This is a genomic window from Streptomyces adelaidensis (genome assembly GCF_016598475.1).
Taxonomy (GTDB): Bacteria; Actinomycetota; Actinomycetes; order Streptomycetales; family Streptomycetaceae; genus Streptomyces; species Streptomyces adelaidensis.
Genome location: NZ_JAEMUX010000079.1, coordinates 21149 through 38378 on the forward strand (window position 1 = coordinate 21149; position 17230 = coordinate 38378).

Consider the following 17230-nt stretch of genomic DNA (forward strand, 5'->3'; position numbering starts at 1 on the left):
GCACCGGGCCGGAGCGGGGGCCGCGATCCCACTGCTGACCTGGTCCGATGTAGGTGCCGGCGGGTTCGGCGAGGGACAGCGAACGGGCCCCGGCTCTAGGTTCGGCAGCCTCAAGGCACGGCAGCGGCAGCGTTCCGGCCGCCGCCATCAGGGAGGCATCATGCGCAGGACCGTGTCCGTGGTGGGCGTACTCATGATCGTGGTGGGTGTCGCGCTCGCCGTGGTGAGCCTGCTGACGTATGTGGACAAGGACGAGCGGCAGTGGGCCGAACATCGTGTCTATGACCTCCAGCTCTCGCTCGAGGAGGAGGCGCGGGCGAGGGAGTACCTTCTGAGCATCGAGGACCGCGAGCGTCTCAACATCGAGGTGGCGATCGGCGGCACGGTCGCGGCCGTGGCGGGGGGAGCGATGGTCAGGACTGTCCGTCGGAGGCGGCCTGCAGCGCCTTCTCCGTCGCGTTGAGGTCCTGCGAGGCCGCGGCGGCCCGTTCCTGCGACCACCGCGTCAGCAGTTGGCCGGCCTCCCGGGTACGCGGATGGTTGGCGCCTTGGACCCGGACCATGTCGGCCAGCAGGGTGGTGAGTCGGTCTGCGGCGGTGGCGTGGTCACCGCCGCGGTGCAGGAGTTCGGCCTGCTGCTGCCGGGCCCGCAGGGTGCGCGGGTGGTCGGCGCCGAGGATCCGTTCCAAGGTCCGCCGGAGCCGCTCCAGCCGGCCCAGCGCGGCGGCGGTGTCTCCGGCGACGCCACGCCAGAAGGCCAGGTTGACCTGGTAGGTCAGGGTGGTGGGGTGCTCGGCGCCAAGCGCGAGTTCGGCGTCGTCGGCCGCTGTGACGAACTGCTCGATCGCCCTGTCGAGGTCGCCGGCGATCGCGTGCCAGTAGGCGAGGTTGTGCCGGGCGACGAGGGTCTCGGGGTGCAGCCGGCCGACGACGGAGGCCAGGCCGTCCACCGCCTGCTGATAGGTGGTCACAGCCAGCCGCACGTCACCCGTCTCCCCGATCCACCGGCTGAGGTCGGTGAGGACCTTCAACGTCGCCGGATGCCGGGGCCCGAGGTCCCGTTCCAGTTCCCGGGCGATCGCGGCGTACGCGTCGCGCGCGCCGTGGGCGTCTCCTGAGAGCCCGCGGCACAGCGCGACGTATTCGTCGGCGGCGGTCACCAGCGGGTCACCGGCGCCGAGCGTTGCCCGCACCTCGGCGGCCAGGGTGACGAAGTCGGCCAGCGCGGCGTCGATGAGGCCCGATTCCATCCGGAAGCGCGCCTCGTGCAGCCGGATGGACAGCGTGTCCGGGTCCGCGCGGCCGAGGCTGTCCTCCGCCTCGCGTCTGATCTCCGCCAGCGACCGGACGGCCGCAGTGGTGTCCCCGAGGTCGCCCCCGGCCTGGGCCGCCTGCGAACGCAGCGTCAGAACGTCCCGGTGGCCGTCGCCCAGCCGCCGCCGTGCCTGGTCGGCCAGGCCCTGGGCCATGTCCCGGGCCGCGGCGGGACGGCCCAGAGCGGTCAGATGCGGCCCGAACCGGCGGAGCAGGGGATGCAGGCCGTCGCTGTGCCAGAGGTGACCGCCGGCATTCGCCAGCAACACTTCGGCGCTGCGGTAGAGGGCGGTCTCCGTCTCCGGTTCGCAGTCCGGCGCGGACCAGACCTCCTCCAGCGCGTCGCCCGCGGCCGTGGCGAGCCGTTCGCGGCGGTCGGCGGGTACACCGTCGCGGATCGCGCGCTGGACGAGGGAATGTACCTCGACGACCGCCGGGCCGGCAGGTCCGTGGTGGGTGACCAGACACAACCGGTGCAGTGCCCGCAACGCCAGCAGGGCGCCCCGTTGCGGGACGGGGTCACCGCCGAGCCAGTCGCGCGCCGCCGGACCGAGCAGTACCGCGTCGGGAATGCCGTCGGGCGCGAACATCGAGATCAGTTCGAGCATGGCACGGGCGGTCCCGGGTGGTGCCAGCGACTCCGCCCGCCCGAGGGCGAGTTGCAGGGTACTCGTCACCGTGCCGCCGTGCTCGTCCGCGGGGGAGGAGGGCGGGAGCAGACCGGCGACGCTCTCCCGCCGGTCGGCCAGAAGGCTCAGGTACGCGGGCAGGTCCATGCCGGTGTCGATGAGGAAGGCGGCAGCCTGGGAAAGGGCGAGTGGAAAGTGGCCGAGGGCTGCCGCAAGGGTCGCCAGATCCTCACGACGGTGCGCTGGGGGCCCGTGGTGCCCGGCGGCAGGGCCCAGGTCGAGCAGCAGCCGGTCGGCCAGGTAGGCGGTGGCCTCGTCGGCGGTGAACACGCCGACGGCAATCACCCGGACCCCCGGGCGCAGTAGCGTGGCGTCCCGCCGGCGGGTGACCAGGACGGTCCGGCCGGCCTCACCGGCCGGCCAGAGCCCGGCCAGTTCGCCAGGGTCGTCGATGTCGTCGAGGACCACGAGCCAGGGAGTGGCGGTTGATCTCAGCCAGGTCAGGAACAGGTCGGCCTGGGTCTCGTCGTCCCCGCCAGGGTCGGTGCCGGGCGCGGGGGCTTCCCCCGCGATGCTCGCGATGCGCGCCCCGGACAGCGCCCGCCACGCGCGGGCGTAACTGCCCAGAACCGACAGGCGGTCGCCGGCGGGCACCCAGAGCAGGATCTCGGCCCGCCGCATGGCGCGGTGGAACGCCGCCGCGGCCAGTTGAGACTTGCCGACGCCGCCCGCGCCCGTGAGGAGGATCTGCCGGACGGATGCGTCTCGCATGCCCGCGTCGATGCTCTCGGCCAACCCGTCACGCCGCCGCAGCGCGGCGGCGTCACTCGGCGGCCGGCCGATCACGATCCGCGGCTGCGGCTGCTGTCCAGGGGCGGGGCTGCTTCGGTAATCCCGCGCCGCGCGCCACAGCCGCTGCCACTGCGCCACCGTGGGCTGATCGGCGGACGCGCCTCCCGCCGCCTTCTCCACGGTGTGCACCAAAGCCATGACGGCTTCGAACTTGCGCGGTACCGACTGACCGTTGGCCCATTCGCCGAGCCTGCGCGCGTTCACCGCGACCCGGCGCCCGGACGGCAGCGCCACCGCGCTGGCCCGCCGGGCCAGGGTCTCGTCCGACACGTCCGGCAGACGCCGACGCAGCCGGGTCAGGGCCGCCGCGAAGATCAGCCTGGGATCACCGGCTTCACGATCGTCCACCCGTGCCTCCCCCACCCGCCACGCTGGTCACCCGAGTCTATGCGACGGCGCCGCCCCCGCTCCGGCCCGCAACGGGGACCGGTTTGCCGCCACAGCAGCCTCCGTCGACCTGCTCGGACAGCCCGCGCCGACTGCCTGGACGGTCACCGGCGCCCCATCACCCGTACCGTGGACCTGCTGTTGTGGGGTGTCGGAACCGGGTACTGAGAAGAAGGGGCCTCCCCTTGGCCGTTGAGCGCGCTTATCCCGAGATGATCCGTGATGAGCAGTACGTGCGGTCCTTCGATGGCCGGCAGGGCTACGCGCATGTGCGGGCATGGCGGCCGGCACCGGATCAAGTGACCGTCATGATCAGCGACCTGCACGGCGGTTGCACTCTGAAGAAGTTGCTTTCCTCGCTGCGCGACGAATACCCGCACGACACGGTGGAAGTCTTCTTCCACGTGCCCTCGGACTGGGCGGCGCTGGGGTACTACGCAGCACTGACGGTGGGTGCCGACGGCACAGTCGTCCAAACGCGTATGGCTGGAGACACACTGGCCGCGCGCCTCGGGCCCACCCTGTACGCGACCGAAGACCCGGACGACGAGTCGTGGGGCTGGGGCGGCGCCTGAGTCACGATCGCCGTCCACGCGCGGCTCGTGCCACCGAGGACCGGATCGCGGACGCGAGCACCTCCCTCGCGGGCAGGATGCCGTTCGCGTACGTCCACGCCGCCTGATTCGCCGTCATGCTGCTGCGCCGGGCACCGGCGTCCGCCATGTCCGCGTACGACGCCGTGGCGCACCTCCTCGGGCTGCAGGCGCAGAACGTCCGGCCGCCGTACCACGCGCTCGCCGCGCGGCTGGACGGTTTCGCGCACGAGCAGTTGTCGGCGCTGATGGCCGACCGGGCCGTCGTACGCATCGTCACCATGCGGTCCACGATCCACACGCACACCGCCGAGGGCCTCACCCTGCGGCCCCTTGTGCAGCCGGCCCGGGAGCGGGAGCTGAATCTGTTCCGCAAGGGGCTGGCCGGGGTCGATCTCGACCGGCTCGCGGTCATCGCGCGCGAACTCGTCGAGGCCGAGCCGCGCACCCTGAAGCGGCTGCGCGAAGCGCTGATCGTCGAGTGGCCCGACGCCGACCCGTTCGCCCTCGGCCTCGCCGCGCGCTGCCGGCTGCCGCTCGTCCAGGTCACCCCGCGCGGTCTGTGGGGGCGTAGCGGCCAGGTCGCGCTGACCACCGCCGAGCACTGGCTCGGCCGGCCCGCCGAACCGGCTCCCGCGCCCGAGACCGTCGTCCGGCGCTATCTCGCCGCCTTCGGGCCCGCCTCCGTCAAGGACATGCAGACCTGGGCCGGCCTGACCCGGCTGAGCGAGGCCTTCGAGCGGCTGCGCCCGGAGCTGCTCACCTTCCGCGACGACAGCGGCGTCGAACTCTTCGACCTCCCCGACGCCCCCGCCCCGACCCGGACACCCCGGCGCCGCCCCGGCTGCTCCCCGAGTTCGACAACCTGCTCCTCTCCCACGCCGACCGCTCCCGCGTGGTGCCGCCCGACCTCAAGGGCCGTACCTGGCAAGGAAATCAGGCGTACCGCACCTTCCTCGTCGACGGCTTCCTGGCGGGTATCTGGAAGCTCGACGCCGACGTCCTCACCCTCGAACCCTTCGGCCGCCTCACCGAGGAACAGCGGAGCGGCCTGGCGCAAGAGGCCGAGCGCATGCTCAGCACGCTGCACGGAGACGGCCCGTACGACATCCGCTTCGCCGCCGTGGCGAACTGCCGCGGCCGCCCGCCGAATTGGAGAGGGGGCGCTGCGAACCGCTCGTGGCAGGTTCGCAGCGCCCCCTGCTGGTTCCTGGGGGAGTACCCCAGGAGTCCGTCGGCGCGCGGGGCCTCGGCTACGAGGCGATCTGCGCGGCCACCGTGTTGGAGAAGGTGGTCAGCCGGGTGTAGATACCGGGGTACTGCGCGTCGGCGCAGCCGTAACCCCAGGAAGTGATACCTGCCAGGACGCCCCCGATCATCAGGGGACCGCCGCTGTCGCCCTGGCAGGTGTCCACGCCGCCGGAGGTGTAACCGGCGCAAACCATGGAGCTCGCGATGTACTCGGAGCCGTAGGAGCTGGAGCTGCCGCAGGTCGCGTCCGAGACGATCGGCACGGTCGCGGTGCGCAGCTGGTTGGAGGAGGAGCCGCCCGAGGAGGTGGTGCCCCAGCCGAGGATGCGGGCGGTGGTGCCGGCCGCGTAGACACCGGTCTGCGAGGCGGTGACGTACGAGGCCGGGGTGTAGGGCTGCGAGACGGCGAGCGTCAGCACGGCCACGTCACTGGTCATCGTGGAGCTGTTGTAGCTCGGGTGGATCCAGATCTTGCTGAGCGTGCTGACGGTGCCGTTGGTGCCGTTGAGGTACGTGCGGCCGCCGACGACGCGGGTGTTGGAGGTCGTTCTGCCGACCATGCAGTGAGCGGCGGTGATCACCTTGGTGGCCGACACGAGGGTGCCACCACAGAACTGGCTCTGCGAGGCGTTCGTGATCTGCATGACGTACGGGTACGCGCTCGCGGTGGTGGTCGAACCGCCGACGATGGGCTGGGGAGCGGCGACGGCGCCGGGGGCGGCCAGTAGCGCTGCCGCGGAGGCGGCGGCGGTCAACGCGGCTGCGACGAGAGTTTTCTTGGCACGGTTGAACCCGAACATGGTTCTCCTCAGGAGATCGCCGGTGGGGGAAGCACGGGTGGGGGCGGGTGCCTGCAGAGCCGGCGGTGCCGCCCCGCTCGGGGGAGCCGAGCGGGGCGGCGGGCCGGTCTGTGTGCCCTGGCGTGGGCACGTCACAAAAACTAAGAGCCGGAGGGATCCCCTCCCAAGGGGGGATCCCCCTAAGAGAGTTGAGGAGGGAAAACCCTCGATGACCGGGGCCGGGGTTTGAGCCTAGGCTGAAGCCGCAAGGTCGCCGCGCGCACCGGTCCCGGGAAGGGGCTCGTCAACCGCTCCCGGGGAGGTCAGTTCGTACGGTGTCCCGCCGCCAGACGCACGATGTCCACCCGCGACCGGATGCCCAGCTTCCGGTAGACCCGGGTGAGCGTCGCCTCGACCGTCTTCACGCTGATGTACAGCCGGCCGGCGATCTCCCGGTTGGTCGCACCCTCCATGACCAGCTCCGCGACCTGGCGTTCCGTCGCCGCGAGCACGGCGAGGGCGTCCAGCGCCGACGGGGCGATCGCGGGCTGGGGCGTGGGCGCCGGGGTGACCGAGGCCTCCTCCACCTGACGCAGCCAGGGCAGGGCACGGCACCGCCGGAACAACCGGGACGCCTCGTCGTACGTTCCCGGCGCGGGCCCGGGGCTCCCCCCTGGCCGGGCGAGACCGAGCGTCGGCGGGAGGGCACGCAGCCCCGCCAGCGCGTACGCGGCCCGCGCCTCCTCCAGGCCGTAGCCCAGCTTGGCCAGCCGGTCCTGAGCCGAGGTCAACTGCCGTACCGCGGCGTCGTGTTCACCCCGTGCCGCGCGCACCAGGGCCTCGGCCCGGTCGAGGACGGCGAGCACGCTCTCGCGGCCCAGCCGCAGCGCCTGCTGCCGGGTCACGTCGATGACGTCCTGCGCCTCGGCCAACTCGCCGACCCGCACCAGGGCTTCGGCGAGGTCGCCGTGCCAGCGGCCGCGCGCGGGGTCGGTGACGCCGAGACCGTCCTCCAACTCCCTTACGCGGCGCAGCGCTTGCACGGTGCCGGGCGCGTCCCCGGTCACCAGCTGGGCGTGCCCGAGGGCGCCCAGGGCGCGGGAGAGGTACATCAGGTCGCCGTCCTGCTCGGCGTGGTCGGCGGCCTCCCGGGCGAGGGCCCGGGCCCGCTCCACATCACCGCCGGCGGCCTCCGCGAGCGAGGTGAGCATCGCGGAGGCGCCCTCGCCGATGCCGGAGTCCCGGGCGAGGACATAGCCCTCGCGGGCGAGGTCGAGGGCCCGGCCGCAGTGCCCGGAGCGCAGCTCGGTCTCGGCGAGGAAGCGCACATAGTGCACCTCGCTCTCGACCATGCCGCGCCGGCGCACCTCACGCAGCAGCGAGGTGATCGTCGCGCGGGCCTCGCCGAGCTGGTCGCTCATCATCAGCCAGCGGAAGCGGGTCGCGCCCGCACCGTTGTGATGGCACGCCAGCTGCGGGTCCTGCGGTTCCCTCAGCGCCCGCTTGATCGTCATGGGCGCGTCCGGGTGCCCCATCAGGATCTCCGCCTGCGCCTGGAAGGCGAGCGCGAGCAGTTCGGTGCGCCGGTCCTCGGCCCGCGCCGCCAGCTCCGCCGCCCGCGCGGCCTCCTCCCGGCTCTGGGCGAAGTCGCCTTCGAGGACCAGGGCGCGCCAGGCCAGCTGGTAACGGACCAGGCCGAGCAGTCGCGCGTCGTCGCCCGCGTCGGCGAGGGCCTGTGGGTAGACGGCGTCGACCTCGGCGAGGGACTGCCCGGCCGCGTCGATCACCACCATCCAGGCCCGGACCCGCTCGGCGGGTTCGGTGGCCCGGCTCAGCACCTCGCGGGCGATGTCCCGGGCGAGGTCGTTCTCCCCGGCGGTCAGCGCGTCCTCGGCGGCCTGCAGCCGCCGCCCGTCGGGGCCAGGCGTGGCGTCCGCCGGTGTGTGGCGGGCGGAGAGCAGGCCCAGCTCGGCGGCGACCGAGGGCGCGCCCCGGTCCCGGGCCACGGCCGCGGCCTCGCCCAGCTGCGCGGCGACCCGCGGATCGGTGCCGTGGGTGGCCAGTGCCAGGTGCCGGGCCCGCTCGATGGGGTCGACGGCGGCGGTGGACAGCGCGGCGTGGGCGGCCCGCCGCTCCTGGGCGGTGGCCTCGGCGTACAGCGCGGCCGACACCAGGGGGTGCGCGAACCGTACGCCCGGCCCTTCCCGCTCCGGTGCCAGCAGCCCGAGCTCGGCGGCCTGCGCGGTCTCCGCCTCGGCGTTCTCCCGTCCGGCGGCGTGCAGCAGGGCCACCGTGGGCCGGGCACCGGCGCTGGCGACCAGCAGGGTGCGGCGGGCCTCGGCCGAGAGCATGTCCAGCCGGTTCAGGACCAGGGTCCGCAGCGAGGTGGGCACGGGCAGCGGCTCGCCCGGGCGCGGCGGGGTCGGGCTGTCGGCCAGGGCGCGGCCCAGCTCCAGCGCGAACAGCGGGTTGCCGCCGCCGGTGCGGTGGATGTCCCGCACGGTGGACCGGGGCAGCCCGGTGTACCCGCGGTTCTCCAGCAGCTCGGCGACGTGCGCCCTGGACAGCGGACTGACCCTGAGGGGCAGCGTGTCCGGAGGGGACGCGCGTAGATATCTGTCCTGCTCATGACCGTGCGGGTCCGTGGACGTGCGTACGGCGCACAGCATCCGCACCGGCATCTCGCCGAGCCGCCGCGCGGCGAACCCGAGCAGTTCGACACTGGCCGGATCCAGCCACTGGAGGTCGTCCGCGACGATCAGCACCGGGCCCTTCGCGGCCAGCGCGCGCAGGGTCGACAGGACCGCGAGCCGCAGGGCGAGCCCGTCGCGCTGGAGCGTGGACTCGCCGCGGCCGGTGAGCGCGGATTCCAGCGCGGTGCGCTGCGGTGCGGGCAGCTGGTCGGACACCTCGTCCATGACCAGGCCGAGCAGATCGGTCAGCGCGAGGAACGGCAGATGCGACTCGGACTCGGTGGCCGAGCAGCGCAGTACCGTCCGTGCCGATTCGTCGTATTCCGCGGCCAGGGCGCGCAGGACGGTCGATTTACCGATCCCCGCGGAGCCGTGCACGAGCACGCTGCCGCCGCGCGAAAGCTGCTCGCGCGCTCCCGTGAACAGCTCCGCCCTGCCTATGACCAGGTCGGGGCGGGGTCTCCCAGGCTCCTTGAAGTCCCGTCGCACGGGCCACCGCTCCCCTCAAGTGTCGTGTCCGGGCCAATATTAGGCGTCCAGTCTTTGAATTTCGGAACGTAGCCCTGGTGAAGGGAAATAACAGGAAGGGTACGGCATAAGTAATTTCACCTGCCTGTCACATGAAGAACGGGTCGGCGCCCCCATCGGTCCGGAAATGGTGGGGTTCGCCGAGCCCTACGGCAGCAGCCCCGCCCGGCGGGCCGACACCACCGCCTCCAGACGAGTGTGGGCCCCCAGCTTCCGCATGGCCGAGCGCAGGTAACCCTTCACCGTCTCCGGGCGCAGCCCCAGCCGCTCCGCCGCCACCGCGTTGGTCGCGCCCGTCGCGACACAGGTCAGCACATCGACCTCGCGCGGGGTCAGAACGGCCGGTAGGGCACCGCCGGGGACCGGAGCGGCCGGCCCGGCGCTCTCCCCGGCAGCCGCTCCCGCCAGCCGCCCGCACACCCCGAGCAGCTCCGCCCGCAGCGCCGGATCGTCGATGCGCGGGGCCAGCGCGCGCAGCGCCCCATGCGCCTCCCGGACCTCCTCCCACGCCCCCGGCATCCCGTTCTCCGGTGCCCGGGTCGCGGCCAGCAGACTCCGCGCCTCGTCCCGCACGACGAGCGCCTGCTCCAGATCCCGCGCCGCCTCCAGCGCCGCCCCGACCGTGCGGTCGCCCAGCGGCTGGGCCGTACGCAGGGCGCCGTACAGGACGCCGCGCACCCGCCGCCGTACGACGACGGGGATCGCGAGGACGGAGCGGATGCCCTCGGCGGCGACCGCGGCGTCGTACTCGTGGCTGATCTGGCGGGAGACGGAGTAGTCGGTCACCCGGCACGGGCGGGCCAGTGCCACCGTCTTGCCGCCCAGACCGTTCCCGGAGTGCACGGCCAGGCTCTGCAGCGCGGTCGTCCGGTTGCCCTGGAGTTCGCTGATGCGCAGTTGCCCGGGCCCGGGCACGACCAGCCCGGCGAAGGCGAGCGGCAGCCCGGTGGCGCGCCGCAGCCGTACCAGCGCGCCGCGCATCTCCGCCGAATCGCTCAGAGCCATATCGACCGAATCGCTCAGAGGCGGACCGACGGAACTCAACGGATCCAATGCCACGAACTCGCCCCTTCCGCGCGGCGCACCCCCGTTCGGGGGTAGTGAGACGTGTATCACGCATTACACGATGTCCGGCAACGGTCCGGCAATGAGGAGGACACATGTCGGCGAGGACGAGCGCCACGGACGAGTTCCGGGCGGCCCGGGACTTCCTGCTGACCCACCGCGAGGACTACGCCACGGCGTACCGGGACTTCACCTGGCCGCGCCCGGAGTACTTCAACTGGGCGCTCGACTGGTTCGACGTGATCGCACGCGGGAACGGGCGCACCGCCCTGCACATCGTCGAGGAGGACGGCACCGAGACCCGGCTGTCCTTCGCCGAGATGTCCGAGCGTTCCTCCCGGGCCGCCAACTGGCTGCGGGACCGCGGCGTCCGCGCCGACGACCGCATCCTCGTCATGCTGGGCAACCAGGCGGAGCTGTGGGAGACCGCCCTCGCCGCGATGAAACTGCGTGCCGTCGTCATCCCCGCCACCCCGCTGCTCGGCCCCGCCGACCTGCGCGACCGGGTGGAGCGAGGCCGCGTCAAACACGTGATCGTACGGGCCGAGGACGCACCCAAGTTCGACGACGTACCCGGCCGCTACACCCGCACCACCGTCGGCGGCACGGCGGACGGCTGGCGGTCGTACGAGGAGGCCTACGCGGCCGCCGCCCGCTTCGAACCGAACGGCGCCACCAACGCCACCGACCCCCTGATGCTGTACTTCACCTCGGGCACCACCGCCCGGCCCAAACTGGTCGAGCACACCCATGTGTCGTACCCCATCGGCCACTTGGCGACCATGTACTGGATCGGGCTGCGACCCGGCGACGTCCACCTCAACATCTCCTCGCCCGGCTGGGCCAAGCACGCCTGGTCCAACCTCTTCGCCCCGTGGAACGCGGAGGCGACCGTCTTCATCCACAACTACACCCGCTTCGAGCCGGGCCGGCTGCTCGCGGAGATGGACCGCGCCGGCGTCACCAGCTTCTGCGCCCCGCCCACCGTGTGGCGCATGCTCATCCAGGCCGACCTCACCCAGCTGCGCACCCCGCCCCGCGAGGTCGTCGCCGCCGGAGAACCCCTGAACCCCGAGGTCATCGAGCAGGTGCGCCGTGCCTGGGGTGTCACCATCCGCGACGGCTTCGGCCAGACCGAGACCGCCGTCCAGGTCTCCAACAGCCCCGGCCAGGAGCTCAGGACCGGCTCGATGGGCCGGCCCGGCCCCGGCTTCAAGGTCGTCCTCCTCGACCCCGTCTCGGGCGCCCCCGACGCCGACGAGGGAGAGATCGCCCTCGACCTCTCCAACCGCCCCGTCGGCCTGATGACCGGCTACCACGGCGACCCCGACCGCACGGCGGAGGCCATGGCCGGCGGCTACTACCGCACCGGTGACATCGGCGCCCGGGACGCGGACGGCTACATCACCTACGTGGGCCGCGCCGACGACGTCTTCAAGGCGAGCGACTACAAGATCAGCCCGTTCGAGCTGGAGAGCGTCCTCCTGGAGCACGAGGCGGTCGCCGAGGCGGCCGTCGTGCCCGCGCCTGACGAGACGCGGGCAGCGGTGCCGAAGGCGTACATCGTGCTGGCGGCCGGCTGGGAGCAGGGCCCCGACACCGCGAAAGTCCTCTTCGAACACTCCCGTACCGCCCTCGCGCCCTACAAGCGCATCCGCCGTCTGGAGTTCGCCGACCTGCCGAAGACCGTCTCCGGCAAGATCCGCCGTATCGAACTGCGCGAGGCCACGGCCAAGGGCTCGGACGCGGAGTACCGCGAGGAGGACCACCGGTGAGCGCGCTGTCCTACACGCACGGCGTCAGCGACACTCCGCTGATCGGTGACACCATCGGCGCCGGCCTCGACCGGGCGGTCGCGGCCTGGCCGGACCGCGAGGTCCTCGTCGACGTGCCGTCCGGGCGGCGCTGGACGTACGCCCAGTTCGCCGCCGACGTCGACCGGTTGGCGTACGCGCTGCTCGCGAGCGGCGTCACCAAGGGCGACCGGGTCGGCATCTGGGCGATCAACTGCCCCGAGTGGGTGCTCGTCCAGTACGCCACCGCCCACATCGGCGCGATCATGGTGAACATCAACCCGGCCTACCGCACCCACGAGGTCGAGTACGTCCTCAACCAGGCCGGCATCTGTCTGCTCGTCGCCTCCCTCAGCCACAGGGCCAGCGACTACCGGGCGATGGTCGAGCAGGTCCGCTCCACATGCCCGAGGTTGAGGGAGACCGTCTACATCGGCGACCCGAGCTGGGACGCGCTCATCGCGCGCGGGACCCCGGAGCCGTACGAGGCGCTGTCCTGCGACGACCCGATCAACATCCAGTACACCTCGGGCACGACGGGCTTCCCCAAGGGGGCGACCCTCTCCCACCACAACATCCTCAACAACGGTTATTTCGTGGGGGAGTCGATCGCCTACAGCGAGCAGGACCGGGTCTGTGTCCCCGTGCCCTTCTACCACTGCTTCGGCATGGTGATGGGCAACCTCGCGGCGACCACGCACGGCGCCTGCATCGTCATCCCGGCCCCGTCCTTCGACCCGAAGGCCACTCTGGAGGCTGTCCAGCAGGAGCGCTGCACCTCCCTGTACGGCGTGCCCACCATGTTCATCGCGGAGTTGAACCTCCCCGACTTCGCCGCGTACGACCTCACCTCCCTGCGCACCGGCATCATGGCGGGCTCGCTCTGCCCGGTGGAGGTGATGAAACGGGTGGTCGCCGAGATGCACATGACGGAGGTCTCGATCTGCTACGGCATGACGGAGACCTCGCCCGTCTCCACCCAGACCCGGCGCGACGACGACCTGGAACACCGCACCGGCACCGTCGGCCGTGTCCTCCCGCACATCGAGGTCAAGATCGTCGACCCGGCGACCGGAGTGACCCAACCCCGCGGCACGGCGGGCGAGTTGTGCACCCGTGGCTACAGCGTGATGCTCGGCTACTGGGAGGAGCCCGAAAAGACCGCCGAGGCCGTCGACGCCGGCCGCTGGATGCACACCGGGGACCTGGGTGTGATGCGCGAGGACGGGTACGTCGAGATCGTCGGCCGCATCAAGGACATGATCATCCGGGGTGGCGAGAACATCTACCCGCGCGAGATCGAGGAGTTCCTCTACGGCCACCCGAAGATCGCCGACGTCCAGGTGGTGGGCGTGCCGCACGAGCGGTACGGCGAGGAGGTCCTCGCCTGCGTCATCCCGCGCGAGGCCGCCGAACCGCTCACCCTGGAAGAGCTACGGGCCTTCTGCGACGGGCAGTTGGCGCACTACAAGATCCCGAGCGCGCTGCGCATCCTGGACGCCTTCCCGATGACGGTGTCGGGGAAGGTGCGCAAGATCGAACTGCGGGAGCGGTACGCGACCGGGTAGCCCGCTCCGCGCGGTCGACGTCGGACATCCCTGCGCGAGGCCGATGCCTCAGGCCTCCGAGCCGGTCGCGACCAGTTCCGTGGCCGCGCCGTTCACCGGCTGCGGGGTGCCCGTGAGGTCCAGGACGAACAGGGAGACGCCCAGGCCGTCGGCGCGGTCGCGGGCGTCGCTCGCGTACCCGGCGAGGGAGAAGTAGACGCAGTCGGTGGACTCCGTCATGGCGGTCAGCCACAGGCACTCGATGTCGCGCGGTGAGGCCGGGCGGACCGACGGGTCCACCTGGGCCAGGACGCCTCGCGCGGCCAGCCCGATCCCGGAGGGCTGGCGCTGGTCGGCGCGGCGGATGTCCCGATAGCCCAGCCAGCGCAGATAGAGCGCGACGGCGGTGACCGCGTCACGGGCCGTACGGATGGTGACCGGCCGGAAGGTGGCGCGCAGGCTCGCGGGCGGCTCGGCCGGGTCGGCGCGGTCGGGGCCCGGCGGCTGTACGGCGCCGGCCACGGGCACGCGCAGCACGGTTCCGCAGGAGCAGCCCAGCTCCGGGTGCGGCCACTGGTCGGCGCGGCCGCAGCCCCCGCAGCGGACGGTGACCCAGTCCTCGTCCCAGGTCCGGTGCGTGACGGAGGTGGGGGCGGCGCGGTGGTTCAGGGGCGCGGCGACCGGGGTGCCGCACGGGCAGGGGTAGACCGGCGCGGCGTACTGATGCTCCCGCCCGCAGTCCGGGCACCGCACCGCCATGCTCTCGCTCATTTCCCCACCCACCACCGAGACCACCGAGCCCTCATCGTCCTCCAGCCAGGGCTGCCGCGGCAGGGAAACGCCCCGAGACGCCCAGCGGGATTCCACGGCCCACGCCCTTGACGCTCCCTACCCCGCCCCCTACATTACTTCCAGATAGTAGAAAGTAATTTCCGCAATGCGGAAAATAACAAGCGGAAACGCAACCGACGACATCACGGAAGTGCTCACCGCGGGGCGCGACGGGAGCGCGAGTCCGGCAGCTGAAGCAGGAGTACGCAATGGCTCGTATGACCGCTGCCCGCGCGGCAGTCGAGATCCTCAAGCGCGAGGGCGTCAGCGACGCGTTCGGTGTCCCCGGCGCGGCGATCAACCCCTTCTACGCGGCCCTGAAAGCCTCCGGCGGCATCCACCACACCCTCGCCCGCCATGTCGAGGGCGCCTCACACATGGCCGAGGGCTACACCCGCACGCACCCCGGCAACATCGGAGTCTGCGTCGGCACCTCCGGGCCCGCCGGAACCGACATGATCACCGGGCTGTACTCCGCCCTCGGCGACTCCATCCCGATCCTCTGCGTCACCGGCCAGGCGCCCACCGCCGTGATCCACAAAGAGGACTTCCAGGCGGTCGACATCGCCTCCATCGCCAAGCCGGTCACCAAGATGGCCATCACGGTCCTGGAGGCCGCGCAGGTCCCCGGCGTCTTCCAGCAGGCCTTCCACCTCATGCGCTCCGGCCGGCCCGGACCCGTCCTCATCGACCTCCCCGTCGACGTCCAGCTCACCGAGATCGAGTTCGACCCGGACACGTACGAGCCGCTGCCGGTCTACAAGCCGGCCGCGACCCGTGCCCAGATCGAGAAGGCGCTCGGGCTGCTGAACGAGTCGCGGCGCCCGCTGATCGTCGCGGGCGGCGGCGTCATCAACGCCGACGCCTGCGAACTGCTGGTGGAATTCGCCGAGTTGACCGGTATCCCGGTCGTCCCCACCCTCATGGGCTGGGGCGTCCTGCCCGACGACCACGAGCTGAACGCCGGCATGGTCGGCCTCCAGACCTCGCACCGGTACGGCAACGCGACCTTCCTGGAGTCCGACTTCGTCCTCGGCATCGGCAACCGCTGGGCCAACCGGCACACCGGGAAGCTCGACGTCTACACGGCCGGCCGGAAGTTCGTCCACGTCGACATCGAGCCCACCCAGCTCGGCAGGATCTTCCCGCCCGACTACGGCATCGCGTCCGACGCGAAGGCCGCGCTGGAGCTGTTCGTCACGGTGGCAAGGGAGTCGAAGGCGGCGGGCAGGCTGCCCGACCGGAGTGAATGGGCGGCCTCGGCCCAGGAGAAGAGGGCGACACTCCAGCGCCGTACGCACTTCGACGACATCCCGATCAAGCCGCAGCGCGTCTACGAGGAGATGAACAGGGCCTTCGGCCCCGAGACCCGGTACGTCACGACCATCGGCCTCTCCCAGATCGCCGGTGCCCAGATGCTGCATGTCTACCGCCCCCGCCACTGGATCAACTGCGGCCAGGCGGGCCCACTCGGCTGGACCGTCCCGGCAGCGCTCGGCGTCGCCAAGGCCGACCCGGAGGCCTCCGTCGTCGCCCTCTCCGGCGACTACGACTTCCAGTTCATGATCGAGGAGTTGGCGGTCGGCGCGCAGCACCGCATCCCGTACGTCCACGTCCTGGTCAACAACTCCTACCTGGGCCTGATCCGCCAGGCCCAGCGAGCCTTCGACATCGATTTCCAGGTCAACCTGGAGTTCGAGAACGTCAACTCGCCGGAGCTGGGCGTCTACGGCGTCGACCACGTCAAGGTCGCCGAGGGCCTCGGCTGCAAGGCGATCCGCGTGACCGACCCGGGTGAGCTGGGCGCCGCCTTCGAGCAGGCCAAGAAGCTGGCGGCCCGGTACCGGGTGCCGGTCGTCGTCGAGGCGATCCTGGAGCGCGTCACCAACATCTCCATGTCCACGACCAACGACATCGGCGATGTGGTCGAGTTCGAGGAGATCGCCACGGAGCCGGGGCACGCGCCGACGTCGATCAGGACGTTGCGGGTCTGATCGGGGGCGCGTTCGGTTCGGGGGCGCGTTCGGTTCGGTGGGGTGCTCGGCTCGGGATCGCGCTCGGTTCGGGGTCGCGTACGGATGTCAGGGGCGGCTCAGTCGGGGGGTGGGCCGCCCCGCCCCGCTCCGTGGCCGGGGCTCGGCCGGACCATGAGTGGCAGCGCGACCCCGCAGAACGCGAGCCGCTTTGCCGCGCTGCCACTCGTGGCCTCCCCCGTTTCCCCCGTGCTCCCACTTCCCCCGTGGAGGCTTCCCTCGTGCCTCCGCTTCCCCCGTCGAGGCCCGCCGCCCCCGTGCCGGCGGGCCTCGTGTTTTGAGAATGCGCCCAAGGGCGGGGGGAGTTGAAGCCCCGCGCAGGTGTTCAGAGGTTGATTTGAGGGTTCCGTAGACGGTCTACGCACGCTTGCGTAGACATGACGTCGTGGCGTGGAGCGGCGTGGCGGTGGCACGTGACCGGATTGTCGGACCCCGGCCGAAAAGTGGCGGGGGAGGCGGTCTGCCAGTCGGTCAAGGACGCGCTGACCGAGGTCTTCGAGCACATCAACGGCGGGCTCGGACGCGGACGCCGGGGCGGCAAGGAGGTCGAACGGCTGCCGGCGCAGGCCCGGAGCACGGCGGCCGGTGCCGGGGAGTGGAACGTGGCGCGCATGCTCCACGACTCGCTCGACCACGCCCAAGGCCTCATCCTCCGGCCGGACTTCGACGAGCGGCACCGGCTCACCCGGTACGGCGGACGCGACCGGATCGGCCGGGTGCCGGGACCGCGGCGGATGCGACGGCGCCGGTTCCGTGTCCCGCACGTCGAGACGCGGGCCGGGCCTTCACCACCGCACCGGCGCGCACGCCGCCGCGGTCCGTGACCCGCCCGCGTCCGCCGACGGCGACCCCTCGTCCGGGCCGTGCGGCAGCAGTCGCGGGCGGTGCGCCCGGTGGCTGATGGGTGTCATCAGGGACCGGACGCGGCCTGGAGG

General features: G+C 72.1%; 11 protein-coding genes and 1 pseudogene. 7 read left to right on the forward strand and 5 right to left on the reverse strand.

Annotated features, from left to right (window positions below; all coding sequences use genetic code 11):
- The first annotated feature begins 160 nt into the window (after nucleotides 1-160).
- Entirely contained in the window at nucleotides 161-463 is a 303-nt protein-coding gene (locus tag I8N67_RS32680; RefSeq protein WP_200307871.1) for a hypothetical protein, read from the forward strand.
- On the opposite strand, the gene I8N67_RS32685 is transcribed toward I8N67_RS32680, so the two are convergent.
- The gene (locus I8N67_RS32685) at nucleotides 414-3143 is read right to left on the reverse strand and encodes a tetratricopeptide repeat protein (RefSeq protein ID WP_200307872.1); all 2730 of its coding nucleotides are present in this window, start codon (nucleotides 3141-3143) and stop codon (nucleotides 414-416) included. The genes I8N67_RS32680 and I8N67_RS32685 overlap by 50 nt on opposite strands.
- Nucleotides 3144-3367: 224 nt before the next feature.
- On the opposite strand from I8N67_RS32685, the gene I8N67_RS32690 reads away from it, so the two are divergent.
- On the forward strand, nucleotides 3368-3757 hold the full coding sequence (locus I8N67_RS32690) for a hypothetical protein (protein WP_200307873.1): 390 nt from the start codon (nucleotides 3368-3370) through the stop codon (nucleotides 3755-3757).
- A 116-nt stretch (nucleotides 3758-3873) separates the two neighbouring features.
- Nucleotides 3874-4901, forward strand: a pseudogene (locus I8N67_RS43250) (winged helix DNA-binding domain-containing protein); the annotation flags it as partial.
- Between the two features lie 127 nt (nucleotides 4902-5028).
- Here I8N67_RS43250 and I8N67_RS32705 read toward each other — a convergent pair.
- From I8N67_RS32705 to I8N67_RS32715, 3 genes are all read right to left on the reverse strand, one after another.
- Nucleotides 5029-5826 carry a S1 family serine peptidase gene (locus I8N67_RS32705; protein ID WP_200307874.1) on the reverse strand — a complete coding sequence of 266 codons (798 nt, stop codon included), beginning with the start codon at nucleotides 5824-5826 and terminating at the stop codon, nucleotides 5029-5031.
- A 302-nt stretch (nucleotides 5827-6128) separates the two neighbouring features.
- The gene (locus I8N67_RS32710; RefSeq protein WP_200307875.1) at nucleotides 6129-8987 is read right to left on the reverse strand and encodes a helix-turn-helix transcriptional regulator; all 2859 of its coding nucleotides are present in this window, start codon (nucleotides 8985-8987) and stop codon (nucleotides 6129-6131) included.
- Nucleotides 8988-9173: 186 nt separating this feature from the next.
- Complete coding sequence (locus I8N67_RS32715; RefSeq protein ID WP_200307876.1) at nucleotides 9174-10031, reverse strand: helix-turn-helix transcriptional regulator; 858 nt, start codon at nucleotides 10029-10031, stop codon at nucleotides 9174-9176.
- A gap of 155 nt (nucleotides 10032-10186) precedes the next feature.
- On the opposite strand from I8N67_RS32715, the gene I8N67_RS32720 reads away from it, so the two are divergent.
- Both I8N67_RS32720 and I8N67_RS32725 read left to right on the forward strand, forming a co-directional pair.
- Nucleotides 10187-11866 (forward strand): AMP-binding protein, encoded by a 1680-nt coding sequence (locus tag I8N67_RS32720; RefSeq protein ID WP_200307877.1) that lies wholly within the window; start codon nucleotides 10187-10189, stop codon nucleotides 11864-11866.
- Nucleotides 11863-13452: an AMP-binding protein gene (locus tag I8N67_RS32725; RefSeq protein WP_200307878.1), complete on the forward strand. Its 1590-nt coding sequence runs from the start codon at nucleotides 11863-11865 to the stop codon at nucleotides 13450-13452. Before I8N67_RS32720 ends, I8N67_RS32725 begins: the two co-directional genes overlap by 4 nt.
- Before the next feature lie 48 nt (nucleotides 13453-13500).
- Here I8N67_RS32725 and I8N67_RS32730 read toward each other — a convergent pair whose 3' ends face one another.
- Entirely contained in the window at nucleotides 13501-14202 is a 702-nt protein-coding gene (locus I8N67_RS32730; RefSeq protein ID WP_200307879.1) for a hypothetical protein, read from the reverse strand.
- A 269-nt stretch (nucleotides 14203-14471) separates the two neighbouring features.
- On the opposite strand from I8N67_RS32730, the gene gcl reads away from it, so the two are divergent.
- Both gcl and I8N67_RS32740 read left to right on the forward strand, forming a co-directional pair.
- Nucleotides 14472-16256 (forward strand): glyoxylate carboligase, encoded by a 1785-nt coding sequence (gene gcl / locus I8N67_RS32735; RefSeq protein WP_200307880.1) that lies wholly within the window; start codon nucleotides 14472-14474, stop codon nucleotides 16254-16256.
- A 452-nt stretch (nucleotides 16257-16708) separates the two neighbouring features.
- Entirely contained in the window at nucleotides 16709-17119 is a 411-nt protein-coding gene (locus I8N67_RS32740) for a hypothetical protein (protein ID WP_200307881.1), read from the forward strand.
- Nucleotides 17120-17230 lie beyond the last annotated feature (111 nt).